This is a genomic window from Tsukamurella conjunctivitidis, from assembly GCF_007858475.1.
In the GTDB taxonomy this organism is placed as follows: Bacteria; Actinomycetota; Actinomycetes; order Mycobacteriales; family Mycobacteriaceae; genus Tsukamurella; species Tsukamurella conjunctivitidis.
Genome location: NZ_VIGX01000001.1, coordinates 625,716 through 645,094 on the forward strand (window position 1 = coordinate 625,716; position 19,379 = coordinate 645,094).

The 19,379-nt window shown below is 70.9% G+C and carries 25 protein-coding genes; 21 read left to right on the forward strand and 4 right to left on the reverse strand.

The features are described 5' to 3' along the window. The first annotated feature begins 77 nt into the window (after positions 1-77). Genes secY through FK530_RS02985 form a run of 5 tightly spaced genes read left to right on the forward strand, consistent with a single transcriptional unit; the run spans position 78 to position 4,281 of the window. A complete protein-coding gene (gene secY / locus FK530_RS02965; RefSeq protein WP_146485451.1) occupies positions 78-1,391 on the forward strand; it encodes a preprotein translocase subunit SecY in 1,314 nt (437 codons plus the stop codon). Continuing rightward, positions 1,388-1,933 carry an adenylate kinase gene (locus FK530_RS02970; RefSeq protein WP_146485452.1) on the forward strand — a complete coding sequence of 182 codons (546 nt, stop codon included), beginning with the start codon at positions 1,388-1,390 and terminating at the stop codon, positions 1,931-1,933. The genes secY and FK530_RS02970 overlap by 4 nt, the downstream gene beginning before the upstream one ends. Further along, positions 1,930-2,724 (forward strand): type I methionyl aminopeptidase, encoded by a 795-nt coding sequence (gene map / locus FK530_RS02975; protein WP_146485453.1) that lies wholly within the window; start codon positions 1,930-1,932, stop codon positions 2,722-2,724. The genes FK530_RS02970 and map overlap by 4 nt, the downstream gene beginning before the upstream one ends. 59 nt (positions 2,725-2,783) lie before the next feature. After that, entirely contained in the window at positions 2,784-3,557 is a 774-nt protein-coding gene (locus FK530_RS02980) for a MerR family transcriptional regulator (RefSeq protein ID WP_146485454.1), read from the forward strand. A 37-nt stretch (positions 3,558-3,594) separates the two neighbouring features. Next, a complete protein-coding gene (locus tag FK530_RS02985) occupies positions 3,595-4,281 on the forward strand; it encodes a hypothetical protein (RefSeq protein WP_146485455.1) in 687 nt (228 codons plus the stop codon). Positions 4,282-4,455: 174 nt separating this feature from the next. Here FK530_RS02985 and FK530_RS02990 read toward each other — a convergent pair whose 3' ends face one another. Then, positions 4,456-5,778 carry a bifunctional o-acetylhomoserine/o-acetylserine sulfhydrylase gene (locus FK530_RS02990; protein WP_146485456.1) on the reverse strand — a complete coding sequence of 441 codons (1,323 nt, stop codon included), beginning with the start codon at positions 5,776-5,778 and terminating at the stop codon, positions 4,456-4,458. 71 nt (positions 5,779-5,849) lie between these two features. On the opposite strand from FK530_RS02990, the gene FK530_RS02995 reads away from it, so the two are divergent. Both FK530_RS02995 and infA read left to right on the forward strand, forming a co-directional pair. Continuing rightward, on the forward strand, positions 5,850-6,386 hold the full coding sequence (locus tag FK530_RS02995; RefSeq protein ID WP_146485457.1) for an NUDIX hydrolase: 537 nt from the start codon (positions 5,850-5,852) through the stop codon (positions 6,384-6,386). 107 nt (positions 6,387-6,493) lie between these two features. Beyond that, complete coding sequence (infA, locus tag FK530_RS03000) at positions 6,494-6,715, forward strand: translation initiation factor IF-1 (protein ID WP_005140011.1); 222 nt, start codon at positions 6,494-6,496, stop codon at positions 6,713-6,715. Positions 6,716-6,787: 72 nt separating this feature from the next. Here the strand turns inward: infA and FK530_RS03005 are convergent, their stop codons facing one another. Further along, the gene (locus tag FK530_RS03005) at positions 6,788-7,525 is read right to left on the reverse strand and encodes a chymotrypsin family serine protease (protein ID WP_146485458.1); all 738 of its coding nucleotides are present in this window, start codon (positions 7,523-7,525) and stop codon (positions 6,788-6,790) included. A 261-nt stretch (positions 7,526-7,786) separates the two neighbouring features. Between FK530_RS03005 and rpmJ the strand changes: the two genes are divergently transcribed. The 6 genes from rpmJ (at position 7,787) to rplQ (ending at position 11,346) form a co-directional block, all read left to right on the forward strand. Beyond that, positions 7,787-7,900 carry a 50S ribosomal protein L36 gene (rpmJ, locus tag FK530_RS03010; protein WP_013127970.1) on the forward strand — a complete coding sequence of 38 codons (114 nt, stop codon included), beginning with the start codon at positions 7,787-7,789 and terminating at the stop codon, positions 7,898-7,900. 182 nt (positions 7,901-8,082) lie between these two features. After that, the gene (rpsM, locus tag FK530_RS03015) at positions 8,083-8,454 is read left to right on the forward strand and encodes a 30S ribosomal protein S13 (protein WP_068522639.1); all 372 of its coding nucleotides are present in this window, start codon (positions 8,083-8,085) and stop codon (positions 8,452-8,454) included. Then, positions 8,454-8,864: a 30S ribosomal protein S11 gene (gene rpsK, locus FK530_RS03020; protein WP_068532990.1), complete on the forward strand. Its 411-nt coding sequence runs from the start codon at positions 8,454-8,456 to the stop codon at positions 8,862-8,864. The genes rpsM and rpsK overlap by 1 nt, the downstream gene beginning before the upstream one ends. Positions 8,865-8,885: 21 nt before the next feature. Continuing rightward, positions 8,886-9,491, forward strand: coding sequence for a 30S ribosomal protein S4 (rpsD, locus tag FK530_RS03025; protein WP_126196472.1), 606 nt, complete (start codon positions 8,886-8,888; stop codon positions 9,489-9,491). 79 nt (positions 9,492-9,570) lie between these two features. Further along, positions 9,571-10,626, forward strand: a complete 1,056-nt coding sequence (locus FK530_RS03030) for a DNA-directed RNA polymerase subunit alpha (RefSeq protein ID WP_146435043.1) — start codon at positions 9,571-9,573, stop codon at positions 10,624-10,626. A 36-nt stretch (positions 10,627-10,662) separates the two neighbouring features. Then, complete coding sequence (gene rplQ / locus FK530_RS03035; RefSeq protein WP_146485459.1) at positions 10,663-11,346, forward strand: 50S ribosomal protein L17, sunset domain variant; 684 nt, start codon at positions 10,663-10,665, stop codon at positions 11,344-11,346. 79 nt (positions 11,347-11,425) lie between these two features. Here rplQ and FK530_RS03040 read toward each other — a convergent pair whose 3' ends face one another. Both FK530_RS03040 and FK530_RS03045 read right to left on the reverse strand, forming a co-directional pair. Next, positions 11,426-11,890 (reverse strand): SRPBCC domain-containing protein, encoded by a 465-nt coding sequence (locus FK530_RS03040; protein ID WP_146485460.1) that lies wholly within the window; start codon positions 11,888-11,890, stop codon positions 11,426-11,428. 97 nt (positions 11,891-11,987) lie between these two features. Further along, positions 11,988-13,175 carry an FAD-dependent monooxygenase gene (locus FK530_RS03045; RefSeq protein ID WP_146485461.1) on the reverse strand — a complete coding sequence of 396 codons (1,188 nt, stop codon included), beginning with the start codon at positions 13,173-13,175 and terminating at the stop codon, positions 11,988-11,990. A gap of 87 nt (positions 13,176-13,262) precedes the next feature. Here FK530_RS03045 and FK530_RS03050 point away from each other — a divergent pair, with 87 nt between their 5' ends. The 8 genes from FK530_RS03050 to FK530_RS03085 all read left to right on the forward strand — a co-directional run bounded on the left by FK530_RS03050 (position 13,263) and on the right by FK530_RS03085 (position 19,321). Then, entirely contained in the window at positions 13,263-14,147 is an 885-nt protein-coding gene (locus FK530_RS03050; RefSeq protein ID WP_146485462.1) for a GntR family transcriptional regulator, read from the forward strand. 14 nt (positions 14,148-14,161) lie between these two features. Then, positions 14,162-14,992 (forward strand): tRNA pseudouridine(38-40) synthase TruA, encoded by an 831-nt coding sequence (truA, locus tag FK530_RS03055; RefSeq protein ID WP_146485463.1) that lies wholly within the window; start codon positions 14,162-14,164, stop codon positions 14,990-14,992. A gap of 68 nt (positions 14,993-15,060) precedes the next feature. Then, the gene (locus FK530_RS03060) at positions 15,061-15,705 is read left to right on the forward strand and encodes a DedA family protein (protein WP_146485464.1); all 645 of its coding nucleotides are present in this window, start codon (positions 15,061-15,063) and stop codon (positions 15,703-15,705) included. A 10-nt stretch (positions 15,706-15,715) separates the two neighbouring features. Then, positions 15,716-16,927, forward strand: a complete 1,212-nt coding sequence (locus FK530_RS03065; protein ID WP_146485465.1) for a type VII secretion-associated protein — start codon at positions 15,716-15,718, stop codon at positions 16,925-16,927. Between the two features lie 20 nt (positions 16,928-16,947). Beyond that, on the forward strand, positions 16,948-17,241 hold the full coding sequence (locus FK530_RS03070; RefSeq protein ID WP_146485466.1) for a hypothetical protein: 294 nt from the start codon (positions 16,948-16,950) through the stop codon (positions 17,239-17,241). Next, entirely contained in the window at positions 17,241-17,543 is a 303-nt protein-coding gene (locus tag FK530_RS03075; protein WP_146485467.1) for a YbaB/EbfC family nucleoid-associated protein, read from the forward strand. Before FK530_RS03070 ends, FK530_RS03075 begins: the two co-directional genes overlap by 1 nt. A 108-nt stretch (positions 17,544-17,651) precedes the next feature. Next, the gene (locus tag FK530_RS03080) at positions 17,652-17,951 is read left to right on the forward strand and encodes a hypothetical protein (protein ID WP_316250499.1); all 300 of its coding nucleotides are present in this window, start codon (positions 17,652-17,654) and stop codon (positions 17,949-17,951) included. Between the two features lie 2 nt (positions 17,952-17,953). Continuing rightward, positions 17,954-19,321, forward strand: a complete 1,368-nt coding sequence (locus tag FK530_RS03085) for a WXG100 family type VII secretion target (protein ID WP_146485469.1) — start codon at positions 17,954-17,956, stop codon at positions 19,319-19,321. The last annotated feature ends 58 nt before the right edge of the window (positions 19,322-19,379 follow it).

Consider the following 19,379-nt stretch of genomic DNA (forward strand, 5'->3'; position numbering starts at 1 on the left):
GTGCTCCGCCGCGCGCGGAGCAGGTGTCCACGAGCGTGGGGCGGCCCGTCCGGGCCGCCCGGCTGCCAGGAGGATGTGTGCTTTCGGCCCTAGTCCCGATCTTCCGGACCCCGGAGTTGCGGCGGAAGATCCTGATCGTCCTGGGCATCCTCGTGCTCTACCGGCTCGGCGCCACATTGCCGTCGCCCGGTGTGAACTTCGGGACGATCACCGAGTGCGTCGATAAGGCCACGAGCGGCGACAGCGGGCAGGTGTACTCGCTGATCAACATGTTCTCCGGCGGCGCGCTGCTGCAGCTGTCGGTGTTCGCGATCGGCATCATGCCGTACATCACCGCGTCGATCATCATCCAGCTGCTGATGGTGGTCATCCCGCGCTTCGAGACCCTCCGCAAGGAGGGCCAGGCCGGCCAGGCGAAGATCACGCAGTACACCCGCTACCTCACGGTGGCGCTGGCACTGCTGCAGGCCACCGCGATCGTCGCGATGGCCTCGCGCGGCAACCTGCTGCCCGACTGCCCCGGCATCCTCGACGACAACGGCATCTTCTCGCTGTCCGTCATCGTCGCGACCATGACCGCCGGCGCGATCCTGGTCATGTGGTTCGGCGAGCTCATCACCGAGCGCGGCATCGGCAACGGCATGTCGCTGCTCATCTTCGCCGGCATCGCCTCGCGCCTGCCGGCCGACGGCCAGCAGATCCTGCAGAGCCAGGGCGGCCTCGCCTTCGGCCTCGTCTGCTTCGCGGTCTTCCTGATCCTCGTCGCCGTCGTCTTCGTCGAGCAGGGCCAGCGACGCATCCCGGTGCAGTACGCCAAGCGCATGGTCGGCCGCAAGATGTACGGCGGTTCGTCGACCTACCTGCCGCTCAAGGTGAACACCGCCGGCGTCATCCCGGTCATCTTCGCCTCGTCGCTGCTGTACCTGCCGCAGCTGGTCATCCAGCTCGTCGCGAACGGCTCGACCGCCGGCTGGGTGCAGTGGATCCAGACGAACCTGGTGAACCCGGGCAGCACCTGGCACATCGTGATCTACTTCGCGCTGATCATCTTCTTCACCTACTTCTACGTCGCGATCACCTTCAACCCGGAGGAGCGCGCGGACGAGATGAAGAAGTTCGGCGGCTTCATCCCGGGCATCCGCCCCGGCAAGCCGACCGCGGATTACCTGAACTACGTGCTGCAGCGGATCACGCTGCCCGGCTCGCTGTACCTCGGCATCATCGCGATCCTCCCGAACCTCTTCATCGAACTCACCGGTAGCGGCTCGAACATGAGTAACCTGCCGTTCGGCGGCACGATGGTTCTCATCATCGTGGTCGTGGCGCTCGACACTACGAAGCAGATCGAGAGCCAGTTGATGCAACGTAACTACGAAGGATTCCTCAAGTGAGACTTGTTATTCTCGGCCCTCCCGGCGCGGGCAAGGGCACGCAGGCCGAACGACTGTCGGAGAAGTACGGCATCCCGCACATCTCGACCGGCGACCTGTTCCGCGCCAACATCAGCGAGGGCACCCCGCTCGGGGTCGAGGCCAAGAAGTACATGGACGCGGGCGAGCTCGTCCCGTCGAAGGTCACCGTCGACATGGTGCGTTCGCGCCTGACGGAGCCGGACGCGAAGAACGGCTTCATCCTCGACGGCTTCCCCCGGTCCACGGACCAGGCGGACTCGCTGGCCGAGATCCTCACCGAGCGCGGCGAGAAGCTCGACGCCGTGGTCTCCTTCGAGGTCCCCGAGGACACCGTGGTCGAGCGCATGCTCGCCCGCGGCCGTGCGGACGACACCGAAGAGGTCATCCGCAACCGCATGCAGGTGTACGCGAACCAGACCGCGCCGCTGCTCGAGTACTACGGCGACTTCGTCACGCACGTCGACGCCGTCGGCACCGTCGACGAGGTGCTGGGCCGCGTGACCGCGCAGCTCGACAAGTGAGTCGTTTCCGCCGCAAGAAGACCGTGCCCTTCCGTTCCGCGGGAGAGCTCGACGCGATGGCCGCCGCGGGCGCCGTCGTGGGCCGCGCGCTCGTCGCGGTCCGCGACGCCGCCCGCGTCGGCGTCTCCACCCTGGACCTCGACGAGGTCGCGGAGACGGTGATCCGCGAGGCCGGCGCGGTGCCCTCGTTCAAGGGCTACCACGGCTTCCCGGGCTCGATCTGTTCGTCGGTCAACGAGGTCGTGGTGCACGGCATCCCCGACCGCGCGACGGTGCTGGCGCAGGGCGACCTCGTCTCCATCGACTGCGGCGCCATCCTCGACGGCTGGCACGGCGACTCCGCCTGGACCTTCGGCGTGGGCGAGCTGTCCGCGGAGGACGAGGACCTCTCCGAGGCCACGCGCCTCGCGATGGAGGCCGGCATCGCCGCCATGCTCGACGGCAACCGCCTCACCGACGTCTCGCACGCCATCGAGACCGCCACCTACGCGCAGGCCGCGCGGCTCGGCCGCGAGCTCGCGATCGTCGACGGCTACGGCGGCCACGGCATCGGCCGGGAGATGCACATGGAGCCCTTCCTCGCCAACGAGGGCGATCCGGGCAAGGGCCCGCTGCTCGTCGTCGGCTCCACCCTCGCGATCGAGCCGATGCTCAGCCTCGGCACCCCCGACACCTCCGTCCTCGAGGACGACTGGACCGTCGTCACGGACGACGGTGCCCGCGCGGCGCACTGGGAGCACACCGTCGCCGTCACCGCCGACGGCCCGCGCATCCTCACCCTCCGTCCCTGACCTGCGCCGATGGAATCCGGCTTGACCCTCACGCGACGTGAGGCCGGAGTGTGGTCGCTGTGAACGAACGTCAAGCCCTTCTCACGGTCGGCGCCATCGCGCGGATGACCGGGGTGAGCGTCCGCACGCTGCACCACTACGACGAGATCGGGCTGGTCCCGCCGTCGGCGCGCACCAGCGCCGGCTACCGGGCCTACTCCGACGACGACGTCGAGCGGCTGCACCGCGTGCTGACCTACCGGGAGCTGGGCTTCCCGCTCGAGCAGATAGCGACCCTGCTCGACGACCCGTCGGCGGATGCCATGGCGCACCTGGAGCAGCAACGGAAGCTGCTGACCGAGCGGATCGACCGTTTGCACCGGATGGTCGCGGCTGTGGAGGACATGATGAACAGCAAGCGACGTGGCGTCCAGCTCACCGCGGAGGAGCAGACCGAGATCTTCGGCGCAGACTGGCTCGGCGAGGGCTACGCCGAGGAGGCGCAGGAGCGCTGGGGCGACACCGACGCCTGGAAGCAGAGCGCCGAGCGCACCGCGAAGCTCAGCAAGGACGACTGGAAGCAGCTCAAGGCCGAGGGCGACGCGCTCGAGGCCGCCCTCGCGGACGGCCTGGCCCGCGGCGTCGCGCCCGGGAGCCCCGAGGCGAACGAGCTGGCGGAGCGGCACCGCGCCGGGATCGACCGCTGGTACGACTGCGACCACGCGATGCAGGTGTGCGTGGCGCAGATGTACGTGAGCGATCCCCGGTTCCGGAAGCACTACGAGGACATCGCGCCGGGCCTGGCGCAGTACGTCGTCGACATCGTCACCGCCAACGCCGAGCAGCAGTCGTAGTCCCTCGGTCCTCCGGGAGGGTCAGTACGCTGGTCGTGTGGACCAGGTGCTCGAGTTCGCCAGGAACTTCTGGTGGTTGGTGTTCCCCCTGGGAGGTTCTCTCGCGGGAGGCGCGCGGGCGGTCGCGGCGTGGAACGAGCGCCGCGCCACCCGCCGGCTCGAGCGGTACCGCATCAAGCAGGAGACCAAGGTCGCCCTCGCGCAGGCCAAGGGCATGGGCCGGATCGACGCGGCGCAGGTCCAGCGGGAGCTGCAGCGCGCGATCGCGGAGCACGACGCCGTCGACACCCGCTGGTTCGGCTACGAGACGGATCTCGCCACCATCCTCGACCACCCGATGATGGTCGACATGCGGGAGCCGCTCACCGTCGACTTCCACAAGGCCAAGCGCCGGGCCGACCTGCTCCGCCCGGATGCGCCCGACGATGCGCCGGCGGCGGACGTCGAGCAGTACCGCGACGCGGTGCACGCCTACGCCGCGGCCTTCGAGGTCGCGGAGCAGGAGGCGAAGCGCCGCCGCCGCGGCGACTTCTCGCCGATCGAGCAGGAGCGCCTCGCCAAGGCGCAGCGCCTGCTCGCCGTCGCGCTCGACGGTTCCGCCACCGGGCCCGAACGCCAGCAGGCCTACCAGCGTGCCCGCGCCGAGCTCGACGGCCTCATCGACCTGCCGAGATCCGCCACCGTCGCCCTGGAGAACCAGGTCCGCGCGGCCCTGGAACGCTAGGCCGGGCCGACGCGCAGACGGGTGCGCCCCCGAGCCGATGACTCGGGGGCGCACCCGTCGTGCACGGGCTAGGTGCAGCCGCGCTGCACGGCCGCGGTCCAGGCACCGTCGTCCTGGAGGGCGGAGCGGACCGCCCGTCGCAACCACCGCAGCGCGCGCATCGCTTCGTTCCGGTCAGGCGTTCGCCGTCGCGGGAACACTCGCCGCCGCCGCGGCGGCGAGGCCCAGCCGCAGGTCGGCGAGCACGTCGTCGATGTGCTCGATGCCCACCGCGAGGCGCACCAGGCCCGGCGTCACGCCGGCCTCCAGCTGCTCCTGCTCGGTGAGCTGGCTGTGCGTGGTCGACGCGGGGTGGATGACCAGCGAGCGGACGTCGCCGATGTTCGCGACGTGGCTGTGCAGCTGCAGGGCGTCGACGAAGGCCTTGCCCGCGGGCACACCGCCGGCCAGCTCGAAGGCGACGATGGCGCCGGCGCCCTTGGGCAGCAGTGCCTTCGCGCGCTCGTGGTAGGGCGACGAGGGCAGGCCGGCGTAGATCACGTCGGTCACGCCCCCGGCGCCGGTGAGGAATTCGGCGACCTTCTGCGCGTTCTCCACGTGCCGCTCCACGCGCAGGCTCAGGGTCTCGATGCCCTGCGAGAGCAGGAAGGCGTTGAACGGCGAGATCGCGGGGCCGAGGTCGCGCAGCAGCTGCACACGGGCCTTGAGCGCGAAGGCGGGCGCGCCGAGGTCGGCGAAGACGACGCCGTGGTACGACGGGTCCGGGGTGGTGAAGTTCGGGTGCCGGCCCTGCGTCCAGTCGAAGTTGCCGCCGTCGACGATGACGCCGCCGATCGCGGAGCCGTGGCCGCCGAGGTACTTGGTCGCCGAGTGCACGACGATGTCGGCGCCGTGCTCGAGCGGCCGCAGCAGGTACGGCGTCGCGACGGTGTTGTCGACGATGAGCGGCAGCCCGTTCTCGTGCGCCACGCCGGAGACGCCGGCGATGTCGAGCACGTGGCCGCGCGGGTTGGAGATGGTCTCGGCGAAGAAGGCCCGGGTGTTGGGGCGGACGGCCGCGCGCCACTGCTCCAGATCGTCCGGGTTCTCGACGAACGTGACCTCGATGCCCAGCTTGGCGAGGGTGTAGTGCAGCAGGTTGTAGGTGCCGCCGTACAGGTAGGGCGAGCTGACGATGTGGTCGCCCGACTCGGCGACGTTGAGGATCGAGAGGGTCTCGGCGGCCTGCCCGGAGGCGACGAGCAGTGCGGCGACGCCGCCCTCGAGCGCGGCGATCCGCTGCTCGACGGCGTCCTGCGTCGGGTTCATGATGCGGGTGTAGATGTTGCCCGGCTCGGCCAGCCCGAACAGCGCGGCGGCGTGATCGGTGTTGTCGAACGTGTACGACGTGGTCTGGTAGATCGGGAGCGCACGGGCGTTGGTCGTACCGTCGGGCGTCTGCCCGGCGTGGATCTGCGTGGTCTCGAAATGCCAGTTCGGGCTGTCCGGGTTGCTCATGGCCCCGATACAAGTGCACGTGCGCCACGATGTCCAGAGTTTGGCTCATACTGTGGGAAACGAGGAGGCGCATGACACTGGAGGAGATCGTCGCCCTGTACGACGACGCCGGGCGCCCGTCGGGCTCCGCGCCGCGGTCGCGCGTGCGCGCCGAGAACCTGCGGCACGGCACCACCGGCATCCTCGTCTTCGACTCCGACGGCCGGATCTACGTGCACCGCCGCACCCCGATCAAGGACGTCTACCCGGGGCTGCGGGACTTCTGCGCGGGCGGGGTGCTGCTGGCGGGGGAGTCGCCCGACGACGGTGCCGCGCGCGAGGCCTTCGAGGAGCTCGGGGTGCACGGGGTGGAGCTGCGGCCCGTCGGGGTGCGCGCGTACGCCGACGCGCGGACCCGGTTCCTGTGCTTCCAGTACGTCTGCACGTACGACGGTGCCGTCGTCCACCAGCCGGAGGAGGTCGAGAGCGGCGGCTGGATGGCGCCGGCCGACCTGTTGGCGGACGTCGCGGCGGACCCCGGCGACTTCGTCCCCGACTCCGTCGAACTCGCGTTGCACCTCGTCAGCGGTGGGGGCGGTTCCGGGCAGGATTCGTCGGTCGAGTCCTGAGCGCGTAGAATAGGTGGGTAGCGCGGCGTTCGGCCGCATGCTCGTCCGCTCAGGAGGGGCACAGGTCGCACACGGCGTCCGCTGAAGACAACAGGATCGTGGAGGGTATGGCGAAGAAGGACGGAGCCATCGAGGTGGAGGGCCGCGTCGTCGAGCCGCTCCCCAACGCAATGTTCCGCATCGAGCTGGAGAACGGGCACAAGGTGCTCGCACACATCAGCGGCAAGATGCGGCAGCACTACATTCGTATTCTGCCCGAGGACCGGGTCGTCGTGGAGCTGTCTCCGTACGACCTGACGCGCGGGCGCATCGTCTACCGGTACAAGTGACCGCGTAGTACGACGCATCCGGATACGAGAAAGACCCACCCCGCGGGGTGGGTCTTCTTCGTGGTCCGGGCGCTAGACGGCCAGGCGCAGGCCGCCGGCCTGGCCGAGGACGAAGCCCAGGTCCCAGTAGTCGGAGACCTCCGAACCGTCGCGGCCGGGCTCGGACGAGCCGGTGGCGTGGATGCCGAGCGCGGCACCGTCGGAGAGCCGGATCAGCGAGGCACCGCTGTCGCCGGAGCGCAGCTTGAGGTCGGTGCGGAAGCGGTTGGCGGTGATGTCGGTGACGGAGCCGCAGACCCAGCCGCTGGTGCGGCCCTGGCTGCACACCTTGTCGCCGATCCGCGCCTTGCCGAGCGAGCGCGGGGCGGCCTTGCCGAGGCGGTTGACCAGCGGCACGCCCGCCTTGAACGAGACGGTGCCCCAGTCGGGGTGCGCCACGTCGGTGGACACCTCGCGGCCGTCGATCATCTTGGTGGGCGGGTTCGAGGACTTCTCGAACTTGCCGACGGAGATGAGCGCGCGGGCCTGGCCGGGCGCGGGGACGGTGACCTCCTGGCCGGCCTTGCCGCAGTGGCCGGCGGTGACGCCCACGCGGCGGCCGTCCGGGGTGAGGGCGAGAACGCCGAGCGTGCAGGCGGCGACCTCGATGCCGTCGGCCGTCTCCTTCTGCACGATGTCGATCTCCGAGCCGGGGCCCACGACGACGCGCGGCGCGGCGGACGCCGGCGCAGCGGCGACGAGGACGGAGGTCGTCACGCCGAGTGCGGCGGTCGCGGCGACGGTCAAGCGGCGGGAGAGGGACAGGCGCATCGCGGGTCCTTTGTGATCGAGTATCAGATCTCGGGAATCGAGAGTGGTGAATAGTGCATCACCGGTCGTTCCTGAGGCTAGCATGAGAGCCCGCTCACGCGCGGACTCCGCGCGTGGACGGCGGCTGATTTGGGGTGGACGGGCGCGAAGCGTACACTGGATCATCGCGTGCGTGCGCGGCTTCGTCGCGCGTGCCGTGGCACCCCTCCGGTTACCGGTGGCGGTGCGGGAAAACACTGAACACAACTGGATAGGACTGACGTGAAGGTCAACCCCAGCGTCAAGCCGATCTGCGAGAAGTGCAAGGTGATCCGCCGTAACGGCCGGGTCATGGTGATCTGCGACAACCTGCGCCACAAGCAGCGTCAGGGCTAGTCACTGCGCTTCGAGCGGTTCGCCGCTTGAACACACGATGACCTCTCCGCACCAGCGGGGGCACTCGAGCCCCCGTAGGACCCCCGGCTCGGAGGCCGGGGCCTCGGCCGGCGTGAAAGCGCCGGAACCAGCGAGGACGGGCGGGGAGCAGACCTCCGACTACGAAGAAGGAAACGCCAAGAATGGCACGTCTCATGGGTGTCGATCTCCCGCGCGAGAAGCGCATGGAGATCGCACTGACCTACATCTACGGCATCGGCCGTACCCGCGCGACTGAGATTCTCGCCGAGACCGGTGTGAGCCCGGATCTGCGCAGCAAGGACCTCAGCGACGAGGACCTGACCAAGCTCCGTGACTTCATCGAGGGCACGGACTACAAGGTCGAGGGCGACCTGCGCCGTGAGGTGCAGGCCGACATCCGTCGCAAGATCGAGATCCAGTGCTACCAGGGCATCCGCCACCGTCGTGGCCTGCCCGTGCGTGGCCAGCGCACCAAGACCAACGCTCGCACCCGTAAGGGTCCGAAGAAGACCATCGCCGGAAAGAAGAAGTAATGCCTCCGAAGTCGCGCGCCACGGGCGCGAAGAAGGGCGTTTCGCGTCGTCGCGAAAAGAAGAACGTCCCGCACGGCCACGCTCACATCAAGAGCACGTTCAACAACACGATCGTCTCGATCACCGACCCCAACGGCAACGTGATCAGCTGGGCCTCCTCGGGCCACGTCGGCTTCAAGGGCTCGCGCAAGAGCACCCCGTTCGCCGCGCAGCTCGCCGCCGAGAACGCTGCCCGCAAGGCGCAGGAGAACGGCGTGAAGAAGGTCGACGTCTTCGTCAAGGGCCCGGGTTCGGGTCGCGAGACCGCAATCCGCTCGCTCCAGGCCGCCGGCCTGGAGGTGGGCACCATCTCCGACGTGACGCCGCAGCCGCACAACGGCTGCCGTCCGCCCAAGCGGCGTCGGGTCTAGGGAAGGTAGGAGAGAGAAACCATGGCTCGTTATACCGGCCCTGTCACCCGTAAGTCCCGTCGTCTGGGCGTCGACCTCGTCGGCGGTTCCGAGGCGTTCGAGCGTCGTCCGTACCCGCCCGGCCAGCACGGCCGCGCGCGGATCAAGGAGTCCGAGTACCTCCTGCAGCTCAAGGAGAAGCAGAAGGCGCGCTTCCTGTACGGCGTGATGGAGAAGCAGTTCTCCCGGTACTACCAGGAGGCCAAGACGGCTTCGGGTAAGACCGGCGACGCGCTGCTGCAGATCCTCGAGACCCGCCTCGACAACGTCGTGTACCGCGCCGGCCTGGCGCGCACCCGTCGTCAGGCTCGCCAGCTGGTGACCCACGGTCACTTCACGGTGAACGGCGTCCGCGTGGATGTGCCCTCGTACCGCGTCTCGCAGTACGACATCATCGACGTCCGCCCGAAGTCGCTCGGCACCACGCCGTTCCAGATCGCGCGTGAGACCGTCGGCGAGCGCACCGCTCCGGCATGGCTCCAGGTGGTCCCGTCGACCCTGCGCATCCTCGTGCACCGCGTGCCCGAGCGTGAGCAGATCGTCGTTCCGTTCCAGGAGCAGCTCATCGTCGAGTACTACTCGAAGTAAGTAGTACGGGCCGCCGGTAGATCGCCGGCGGCCCTCTACGGGCGTCAAATAGCGGACGCCCAGAGAGAAGGAATACTCAATGCTCATCTCGCAGCGACCCACCCTCAGCGAAGAGGTCATCTCCGACGCGCGCTCGAAGTTCATCATCGAGCCGCTGGAGCCGGGCTTCGGTTACACGCTGGGCAACTCGCTCCGCCGCACGCTGCTGTCGTCCATCCCGGGCGCGGCCGTGACCAGCATCCGCATCGACGGCGTGCTGCACGAGTTCACCACGGTCCCCGGCGTGAAGGAGGATGTCACCGACATCATCCTGAACCTCAAGGGCCTGGTCGTCTCGTCGGAGGATGACGAGCCGGTCACCATGTACGTGCGCAAGCAGGGTCCGGGCGCCGTCACCGCGGGCGACATCGTTCCCCCGGCGTCGGTCACCGTGCACAACCCCGACCTGCACATCGCCACCCTGAACGACAAGGGCAAGCTCGAGATCGAGCTCGTCGTCGAGCGGGGCCGCGGCTACGTGCCGGCCGTGCAGAACAAGGCGTCGGGCGCCGAGATCGGCCGCATCCCGGTCGACTCGATCTACTCGCCCGTGCTCAAGGTGACCTACAAGGTCGAGGCGACCCGTGTCGAGCAGCGCACCGACTTCGATCGCCTGATCCTGGACGTCGAGACCAAGAACTCGATGACCGCGCGGGACGCGCTGGCTTCGGCCGGCAAGACCCTGGTCGAGCTCTTCGGCCTGGCCCGCGAGCTCAACGTCGAGGCCGAGGGCATCGAGATCGGGCCGTCGCCGGCCGAGGCCGACCACATCGCGGCGTTCTCGCTGCCGATCGAGGATCTCGACCTGACGGTGCGCTCGTACAACTGCCTCAAGCGCGAGGGTGTGCATACCGTGGGCGAGCTCGTGGCCCGCACCGAGTCCGATCTTCTCGACATCCGTAACTTCGGTCAGAAGTCGATCGACGAGGTCAAGGTCAAGCTGCACGCGCTGGGTCTGGCCCTCAAGGACAGCCCCGCGTCGTTCGATCCGTCGCAGGTCGACGGCTACGACCCCGCCACCGGCACCTGGAGCGACGAGCCGTCGTTCTCGGGCGACGGTGACGATCAGGACTACGCCGAGACCGAGCAGCTCTGACCCGAGCTCTTCTTTTAACCACCCACAGGAGAAACAATGCCTAGGCCCACTAAGGGCGCCCGCATGGGCGGCTCGGCCTCGCACCAGAAGCACATTCTGGCGAACCTCGCGACCGCGCTCTTCGAGCACGGCCGCATCGAGACCACCGAGTCCCGCGCCAAGCGCCTGCGTCCCTACGCGGAGAAGCTGATCAGCCACGCCAAGCACGGCAAGCTGGCCAATCGCCGCGAGGTCATGAAGGAGATCCGCAACAAGGACGTCGTGCACGTGCTGTTCGCGGAGATCGCTCCGGCCGTCGCCGACCGTCAGGGCGGCTACACCCGGATCATCAAGACCGAGAACCGGAAGGGCGACAACGCCCCCATGGCGGTCATCGAGATCGTGACCGAGCAGCTCGCCGCCACCGAGGCTTCGCGCGCCACCCGCGTCGCCGCCTCGCAGGCCGCTGCCAAGTCCGCCGCCGTCGAGGCCGCGGAGATCGTCGAGGAGTCGGATTCCGACCTTCCCGCCGGTGCGCACGCGCCGCTGGAGGACGTGAACGAGGCTCCCGAGGGCTTCCCGATCAAGGGCAACGCCGACTCGAAGCTGTACCACCGCCCCGGTACCCGCTTCTTCGAGTCGACGGTCGCCGAGATCTGGTTCGCCGACGAGGCTTCGGCCGAGGCCGCGGGCTACTCGCTGCCGAAGTCGCAGCAGGAGGACGACTCCGACTCGGAGTAGTCACCCACGTCTCACAGGAGAACCCGTCGGACCGCATGGTCCGGCGGGTTCTTCTCGTTGCGGGGCGTCGGTCTGGCGGTCAGGACTCGCGTGCGAGGCGGGTGATCGCGTCGACGGTGGCCCGCATCTTCTCCGCCGACACCCGGGGCAGGGTGAACCGCGCGAGGTAGGCCTCGTCGGTCACGCGCGACCAGTCGCAGGTCACGGCGATGAGGGTGCCGCCGTCCTCGGGGGTGAACTCCCAGGTCCATTCGACGCCGACCGGCTTCTTGCCGCGCCCGGCGGGCAGCCACGCGAGCCTGGTGTCCGGTTCGAACGCGCTCACGTGGTTGTCCACGGAGTACTCCCGACCGTCCTCAGCGGTCATCTCCATCCCGAAGACGTCGCCGACGCCGGAGATCGTCTCGGGGCTGTCGGCGGAGACGCCGCGCAGCATCCCGGAGCCGTCGGCGGCCGCGTGCACCGCGGGCCGGGTGAGAGCGGCGAACAGGACGGCGGGCGGGAGGTCGGTGGTCACGGTGACGGTCTGTGCGGTAACGGTCATCGTCCCGACGCTACGCCGCTCACGGTATCGAGTTCCGTGCACGCGGAGATGCGCCCGCGCACGCGCACCGCCGCAGAACTCGACATCGTGAAGCGTCTCAGGCGTACGCGGGGAGGTCGATGCCGTCGGCCTTCGCGAACTGCGCCGCCCATACCAGCCGCATCGGCCACGTCGTGGCCGTGCGGTAGGTGAGATCGCCCAGAGCGATGCCCAGTCGGCCCCTCGGCGCGAACCCGGACGGGCTGCCGGGCGGGAGTTCCTGCGCCGGGGTGACGAACGGGCGCATGATCGCGTCGTAGTGCGCCAGCGCGCGCGGCACGTCGCCCTCGGCGCGGCCGAGTTCGCCGGCCAGGACGTACGCGCCCACGAGCGCGAGGGTGGTGCCGAGGCCCGTGAGCGGGGTGGGACAGTAGCCCGCGTCCCCGACGAGGGCGACGCGGCCGCGAGTCCACGCGTCGAGCTTCACCTGCGCGAGGTCCTGGTAGGCCCAGTCGCCGGCGGTGCGCATGGCGCGCAGCAGCTGCGGTGCGACCCAGCCGAGGTCGGCGAACTCCCGCTCGAACAGCGCGAACTGCTCCTCGCGGCTCAGTCGCCGGGCGTCGGTGCCGCGGATCGCGAGCCCGGCCTTGACGGTGCCGTCGGTGCGCGACGGCCGGACCGAGACCACGCGGCCGCGGCGCGCGGTGTGCATGAGGTACCAGCCGCGGGTGTCCTCGTCGATGGTGGCGGTGAACCAGGCGTACCGCAGGCCGATGGGGCGCAGGGCGTCTCCGTCGGGCCCGAACGCCGCGTGCCGCACGGCGGAGCCGAGGCCGTCGGCGCCGATGACGAGGTCGAACTCCCGGGCCGGCGCGGACTCGAAATCGACGTGCACCCGGTTCCCGTCCTGCGCGATCGCTGTCACCGTGTCGTCCCATAGGTACTCGACGTCGTCGGGAACGGCGTCGACGAGGACCTCGGCGAGGTCGCCGCGCAGGATCTCGTGGGTGGAGACGACGCCGTTGCCGCCGAAGGCCTCGACGGGCATGGCCGCGCCGCGTCGCCCGTGGGCGTCGACCTTGACGATGCCGCGCTGGTCGAGCAGCCGCTCGGTGCTGGCGGGGCCGAGGCCGAGCCGGTCGATCACGGTGCGGCCGGCGCCGCGCAGGTCGACGGTCTGTCCGCCCGCCCGCAACGACGGTGCGCGTTCGACGATCGTGACGCGGTGGCCCTGGCGGGCGAGGAGGAGAGCGGCGGCGGGACCGGCGATGGATGCGCCGCTGACGAGGATTCGAAGCTGATGCATAGAGCGAACGTACGCCGTATCAAGCGCTGTCCGCTACAGTGTTGACGTGGCTATTCACGCAAAGTGCACTAGTGCATCGGGCCTCCGGTGACCCGCGCCGAGGAGATCGCCGCGGTGCTCCGCGAGCGCATCGCGTCGGGCCGGCTGCGGCCGGGGGACCGCGCACCGTCGACCCGCGCGATCATGCGCGATCACGGTGTCGCGATGGCCACCGCCTCGAAGGTGCTCGCTCTGCTCCAGGCCGACGGGCTGATCGACTCGGCCCCGGGCCGTGGCAGCGTCGTGCTGGCTCCGGACCGCCCGCGCGCCCCGGAGCTGACCGCCGCCGATGTGATCGCCGCGGCCGTCGCGATCGCCGACGCCGAGTCGCTGCAGGCCGTCTCGATGCGCCGGCTCGCGGCGGCCCTCGAGATCCCGACGATGGCGGTGTACCGGTACGTGCCGAGCAGCGACGAGCTGCAGGCGGCGATGCTGGACCGGGTGCTGGGCGAGCTGGAACCGCCGCCCCGCACCGCCGACTGGCGGGAGGACGTCGAGGCGGTCCTCCGCGCGCTGTGGGAGTCCATGCAGGCCCACCCGTGGCTGCCGGCGGCGATGTCGATGACCCGCCCCGCGGTGATGCCCGGCGCGATGCCGATGTCGGAGCACCTGCTGGGCGCGCTCCGCTCCGCCGGACTGCCGCCGCGCGCGGCGTTCACCGAGTACCTGTGCCTGCTGAACCTCGTGCGCGGCCTGGGCGCGACGATCGAGCCGGAACTGGCCGACCGCGCCGCCACGGGCGTCACCGAGGACGAGTGGATCGACACCCAGCTGGGCGAGCTGCGCGCCGCGGCGCCCGCCGACCGCTTCCCGGTGATGGCGGAGATGCTGCACACCAGCTACCCCTACGACGCCGACGTGCTGCTCGACACCGCCCTCACGCGCTACCTGGACGGCCTGGCGGCGGGCCTGGCACCGGCCTCGCCCCGGTAGAGTCTGACGGCGATATGACTCGCTATCGCCTCGACATCGCCTACGACGGCACCGACTTCAGCGGCTGGGCCCGCCAGCCCGAACGGCGCACGGTGTGCGGCGTGCTGGAGGAGACGATCGGCACCGTGCTGCGCACGGAGGTGCAGCTCACCGTGGCCGGCCGCACCGATGCCGGCGTGCACGCCACGGGGCAGGTCGCGCACCTCGACACCGATGTCGCCCTGCCGGACGGCCTGGTGCGGCGGCTCGCGCGGATGCTCCCGCAGGACGTGCGGGTCACGGCGATCGCCGAAGCGCCCGCGGAGTTCGACGCCCGCTTCTCGGCGCTGCGCCGACACTACGAGTACCGCCTCACCGACGCGCCCTACGGCGCCGACCCCCTGCGCGCCCGCGACACCGCCCCGTGGCGGCGGCCCGTCGACCTGGGTCGCATGCAGCAGGCGAGCGACCGGCTTCTGGGCCTGCACGACTTCGCCGCCTTCTGCCGCCGCCGCGAGGGCGCGACGACGGTCCGCGAGCTGCAGCGCTTCTCCTGGTCGCAGGGCGATGACGGGGTGTGCACGGCACAGGTCTCCGCCGACGCCTTCTGCTGGTCGATGGTGCGTTCCCTCGTCGGGGCGGTCGCCGCGGTCGGGGAGGGCCGACGGTCCGCCGACTGGGTCGCCGGGCTCCTCGACGAGCGCGAACGCTCCAGCGCGATCAACGTCGCCGCCGCCTGCGGCCTCACGCTGGTGCGCGTGGATTACCCTGCCGACGACGAGCTCGCCGAGCGCAACCGGGTCACCCGCGAGAAGCGCGAGGTCGACGGTGCCGGGTCGGGTGCGGACGGCTGCTGCGGCGACTGACGGAGCTTGAGCCGCCGTTCGCCGGGAGTTCATGATCGCGATGCCCGTCGCGTGGATACTCGGGTGATGTGAACCCCTTCGACGTCACCGGCTTCCTCGGCTCCGCGGGCCTGATCGGCCTGGTGCTGCTGATCTTCATCGAGACCGGCCTGCTCGTGGGCTTCATCTTCCCGGGGGATTCGATCCTGTTCACCGCGGGCATCTTCGCGGCGCAGCCGCAGCCCTTCGCGCAGCTGTGGCAGCTGCTGCTGTTCCTGCCGATCGCGGCGATCATCGGCGACCAGTGCGGCTACGCCCTCGGCCGGTACGCCGGCCCGAAGGTGATGCGCGGCAGGATCATGAACTTCATCGGGCAGGGCCCGGTGGACAAGACCTACGCCTTCTTCGACAAGTACGGCCCGTTCACGGTGCTCTTCGCCCGGTTCATCGGCATCGTCCGCACGCTGGTGCCGGTGCTCGCGGGCTTCTCGAAGATGGACCACCGCAAGTTCACGCTGTTCTCCGTGCTCGGCTCGATCCTGTGGTGCGACGGCATCGTGCTGCTCGGCTACTTCCTCGGTGGGATCCCGTTCCTCCGGAACAACCTGGAGATCCTGTTCATCGGCTCAGCGCTGACGATCATCATCCCCATCGCCGTCACCGTGATCAGCCGCCGCCGCGCCCGCAAGCGCGAATCCGCGGAAGCCGCCCCGGCAGAGCCCGTCACGCGCTAGTCTCCCCCGCATGATCGGGTTGGGGGACCCGGAGCGCATCGTCATCGATTGCGCGGGGGATGAATGGTACGTACGCGGGCCGGACGGTGCCGTGCGGTCGACGGCGGCGCCGGCGGACGTGGACGACTTCGTCGCGCCCGCGGTCGCCACGCGGCAATGGGCGCAGTGGCTGGCCGATGCCGCCAGCGGGAGCGCCCCATCGCGGGCGTGGACGGTGCTGGCACCCAGCGTCTTCGGCGCGCCGCGCCGCAGCCTGATCGCCGCCGCGGCGGCGTCGCTGGGGGTGGACGCCGACGTCCTCTCGCGCGCCGAGGCCATCGTCCGGGCCGAGGGCGTGCTCTTCTGCCGCCGCGCGCTCGTCCTCGAATGCCGTCGCCCGGTGGCGCAGGCGCATGTCCTCGCCTTCGCCGACGGTGCCTGGAGCCTTGTGAAATCCGCGTCCCACCCGGACCCGCTCCGCGCCGCCCGCAAGGTCTTCGACGACGACGTCGATCAGGCCCTCGTCGATGGTCCGCCCGAGGTCTACCGCGCGGTCCGCGCCGCGCTGGCGACGGTGCACCTGTGGCGCGTGGTGCGCGTCGATCCCGAGGTGGTGCTCGCGCTCCGACCGGATGCGGCGCCGTCGCCGTCATCGCCCGGTCGCGCGGCCGAGGAATCTCCGGAACCGTCCGCCGCACAGCGGGGCCCGCGCCGGCGGTGGCCGCTGATCGCGGCGGGCGCGGGCACCGTCGGGGTGGTCGCCGCGGGTGCGGCCGCATGTCTGCCCGGCGCGCCCCCGTCCGTCCCGGGACGGCCCACGCCGGCTGCGGAGACCTTCGTCCGCGTCGCCTTCGACGGCGCCTCCGTCGATCTGCCGCAGGGCTGGGCGGTCACCGAGCCGGGACCCGACCGGCGATTGGCGCAGGCCGACGACGGCCGCCGCGTCACCGTGGTCCGCACGCGGCTGCGGGCACCGTCGGACATCGTCGCCGTCGCGGCCGACCTGGAGTCGGCCCTCGCGCGACGTTCCGACCGCCGCATCACCGACCTCAACCCCAGGACGCTCGTCGCCGGGCGCGAGGTGATCGGCTATCGCGAGCGGATCGACGCGGAGCGGTTCGTGGATTGGTACGTCGTGGTCGCGGGCGCCGCGCAACTCAGCGTCGGTTGCGAGGCGGGGCGCACCGCGGCTCCGCTGGCGGGCGCGTGCGAGCGTGCCGTCGGCACCGTGCGGGAGGAGTGACACATGAAGGGGGATAACGGATGAACATCGCCACATCCACGAATGGTGGTGTGCGGGTACGCGCCAACGAGCAGGGGACACCGCTGCACATCGCCATCGAGCGGACGGAGCTGCGGCGCGAGCCGCAGGATCTGGCCGACGCCGTCGTCCGGCTCTGCCAGGAGGCCGCGACCACTGCGGGCCTGCGTCGTCGCGCCGAACTGGAGCGCGCGGGGGTGGGGCCAGAGGTGCTGCGCGCGATGCGGCTCCCGGAGCCGCCGCCGGTTCCGTCCGCCCGCGACGAGACCGTCGGCACCTGGCTGCGGAGGGTCTGATGAGCGCGGAGATGGACCGGATCGAGGCCCGCGCGCATGAGCAGTTGCACCTGCTGCGGCGCACCAGCGCGGAGCTCGACGGGGTCCGCGTCGCGGTCTCGAGCCCGGACGGCGCGATCCGTGTGGAGCTCGACGGAGTGTGCGCCCTCGTCGGGCTCACGCTGACCCCGGCGGCCTGCAGGTCCGACGGCGCCGTTCTCGGGAGGCGCATCGTCGACGTGTGCGCGGTGGCGGCACGCGAGGTGCAGGCGCGCCGCGCCGCGGTCATGGAGCGCTTCCACGCGGACTTCGCGGCCGGCTGACCGCGCGATCGGACAGGGAATCGGGATCCGAATCCCGAGCTGGTGCGTCCAATTCATGAGGGCCTCGCGCACCGGGCCCGCTGCAGACGACGGGGGAGAACAATGTTCATGGCGGTGAATTCGGCGATCTCGGCCTTCGGGGCCGCGAACGCCGGGATCGGAGCGGCGGTCGCGACGGCGGGAACGGTGGACGCGGCGGCCAACGTCGCGGCCCTCAATCCGGCGCTCGGCCTGATCGGGCAGGACTTCCTCGCGGCCTTCACGGCCGCGCAGGCCGTCCACGTGGAGTCGGTCGCCGAGCTTGCCGTGCTGTACGGCGCGATCGCGGCGTCGTCCGCCGGCACGGTCGCCGCGTACGGCCTCACCGAGGCGGGCAACGTCGCGGGGCTGAGCTCCGCGGGGATCTGACGGTGGCCGACCCCGCCGGGGCGCCGGTGGCCCCGGACACCGTGCTGGATCCCGCCATCCGCGCGCTCCTCGACCGGCCCGTCAACGAGGTGCTGGCGGCGCTCGGGCTTCCGCCCGTGCCCACGGCCCCGGAACCGCCGCCGCAGCAGGAGCTTCCGGCGGCACCCAAGGGCGTGCCGGAGGCCCCGCAGGTGCCCGGCTTCGACGTGGCGGGGCTGGTGAAACCCATGACGGACCTGCTCTCGACGTTCGGATCCGGCAGCTTCGAGGGCCTCGACCCGTCGGCGGCGCTCTCGGGAGCGTCGAAGGCGTTGGAGCAGGGCGTGTCGATGGGGATGCAGGCGATCAGCCAACTCTCCTCGGTGTGGCAGGGGCCCGCGGCCACCGCCGCGACGGGTAAGGGGCTCGAGGCCGCGACCGGCACGGGGCTGGTCGCCGAGCAGGGCGCCGAGCTGTCGACCGCGGTCGGCGAGGCCGCGACGGTCGTCGGCACCGGCGAGGCGGAGCTGCAGGCGATCATCGACTCCTTCATGGCGGTAATCTCGGCGCTCGGCCCGTCGCTGTGGCTCCCGCCCGGCCAGGCTGCGGCCGTCGCCGCAGCCCAGGAGCACCTCGCGCAGGCGACGGAGGTCGTGTCGCGCACCAAGAGCCAGCTCTCCGGGCTCAGCGCCCAGGTGGGGGCGGCCGGCCGCAAGGTCCCCGTCGCCACTCCGCCGACGACGGCCGCCAGCGCAGCGGCGCAGGCCGCCGCATCGATCGTTCCCGGCGTGGTCTCGGCGGCGACGGGGGCCGTCACGGCCGTCGGCAAGCTCGCCACGGACACCGTGTCGGGAGCCGTCAAGACCGCGGTCGGCGCCGCGACCGCGGCGGGTGAGGCGCTGAGCGGGCTCGCGGAGTCCGGCGCCGGTGAGGACGCGGCGGAGGACACGGAATCGTCGTCGCCGGGTGACTTCCCGGCGGCCACGGCCGTCACCGGCACGGGCGCGGGAACGGGCGGCGGCAGTGCCGGCGGAGGCGGGTACGGCGGGATCGGCGGCGCCGGCGCCGCCGCGGCCTCGCTCGCGCAGCCGCAGTCGGCCACCCCGGCGTCCCGCACGCCGGTCGTGGAGGGCGGCGCCCGGACGGTGCCGGCTTCGTCGGACGTCGTGACCCGGGGCGGCATGGCGGCGCCGATGATGCCGATGGGCGCTGCGGGGGCGGCGGGGGCCCGCGGCGCGGCGGCGGGCGACCATTCGGTGCCCGACTACCTCGTCACCAGCGACAACGGCGAACGCGTGGTGGGCGATCTGCCGCTCGTCGGCCCGCAGGTGGTGGGCGACGCGCTGCCCGCGGAACAGTACGACGAGCCGGACGTGGAACTTCGCCTGTGAGAGGCGGAACCGTACCGGGAGCCGGTGCGTCTAATGGATAGGGACGAACTTCGGGGGG

Bases quoted from the DNA above. Each gene is read 5' to 3' on its own strand.
- FK530_RS03040 (WP_146485460.1), bottom strand. From the start codon at position 11,890: ATGACCGTTACCGCACAGACCGTCACCGTGACCACCGACCTCCCGCCC.
- FK530_RS03070 (WP_146485466.1), top strand. From the start codon at position 16,948: ATGAACATCGCCACATCCACGAATGGTGGTGTGCGGGTACGCGCCAAC.
- FK530_RS03045 (WP_146485461.1), bottom strand. From the start codon at position 13,175: ATGCATCAGCTTCGAATCCTCGTCAGCGGCGCATCCATCGCCGGTCCC.
- FK530_RS03065 (WP_146485465.1), top strand. From the start codon at position 15,716: ATGATCGGGTTGGGGGACCCGGAGCGCATCGTCATCGATTGCGCGGGG.
- FK530_RS03080 (WP_316250499.1), top strand. From the start codon at position 17,652: ATGGCGGTGAATTCGGCGATCTCGGCCTTCGGGGCCGCGAACGCCGGG.
- rpsK (WP_068532990.1), top strand. From the start codon at position 8,454: ATGCCTCCGAAGTCGCGCGCCACGGGCGCGAAGAAGGGCGTTTCGCGT.
- rplQ (WP_146485459.1), top strand. From the start codon at position 10,663: ATGCCTAGGCCCACTAAGGGCGCCCGCATGGGCGGCTCGGCCTCGCAC.
- infA (WP_005140011.1), top strand. From the start codon at position 6,494: ATGGCGAAGAAGGACGGAGCCATCGAGGTGGAGGGCCGCGTCGTCGAG.
- rpsM (WP_068522639.1), top strand. From the start codon at position 8,083: ATGGCACGTCTCATGGGTGTCGATCTCCCGCGCGAGAAGCGCATGGAG.
- FK530_RS02995 (WP_146485457.1), top strand. From the start codon at position 5,850: ATGACACTGGAGGAGATCGTCGCCCTGTACGACGACGCCGGGCGCCCG.
- FK530_RS03005 (WP_146485458.1), bottom strand. From the start codon at position 7,525: ATGCGCCTGTCCCTCTCCCGCCGCTTGACCGTCGCCGCGACCGCCGCA.
- FK530_RS02990 (WP_146485456.1), bottom strand. From the start codon at position 5,778: ATGAGCAACCCGGACAGCCCGAACTGGCATTTCGAGACCACGCAGATC.
- rpsD (WP_126196472.1), top strand. From the start codon at position 8,886: ATGGCTCGTTATACCGGCCCTGTCACCCGTAAGTCCCGTCGTCTGGGC.
- FK530_RS03030 (WP_146435043.1), top strand. From the start codon at position 9,571: ATGCTCATCTCGCAGCGACCCACCCTCAGCGAAGAGGTCATCTCCGAC.
- truA (WP_146485463.1), top strand. From the start codon at position 14,162: ATGACTCGCTATCGCCTCGACATCGCCTACGACGGCACCGACTTCAGC.
- FK530_RS03075 (WP_146485467.1), top strand. From the start codon at position 17,241: ATGAGCGCGGAGATGGACCGGATCGAGGCCCGCGCGCATGAGCAGTTG.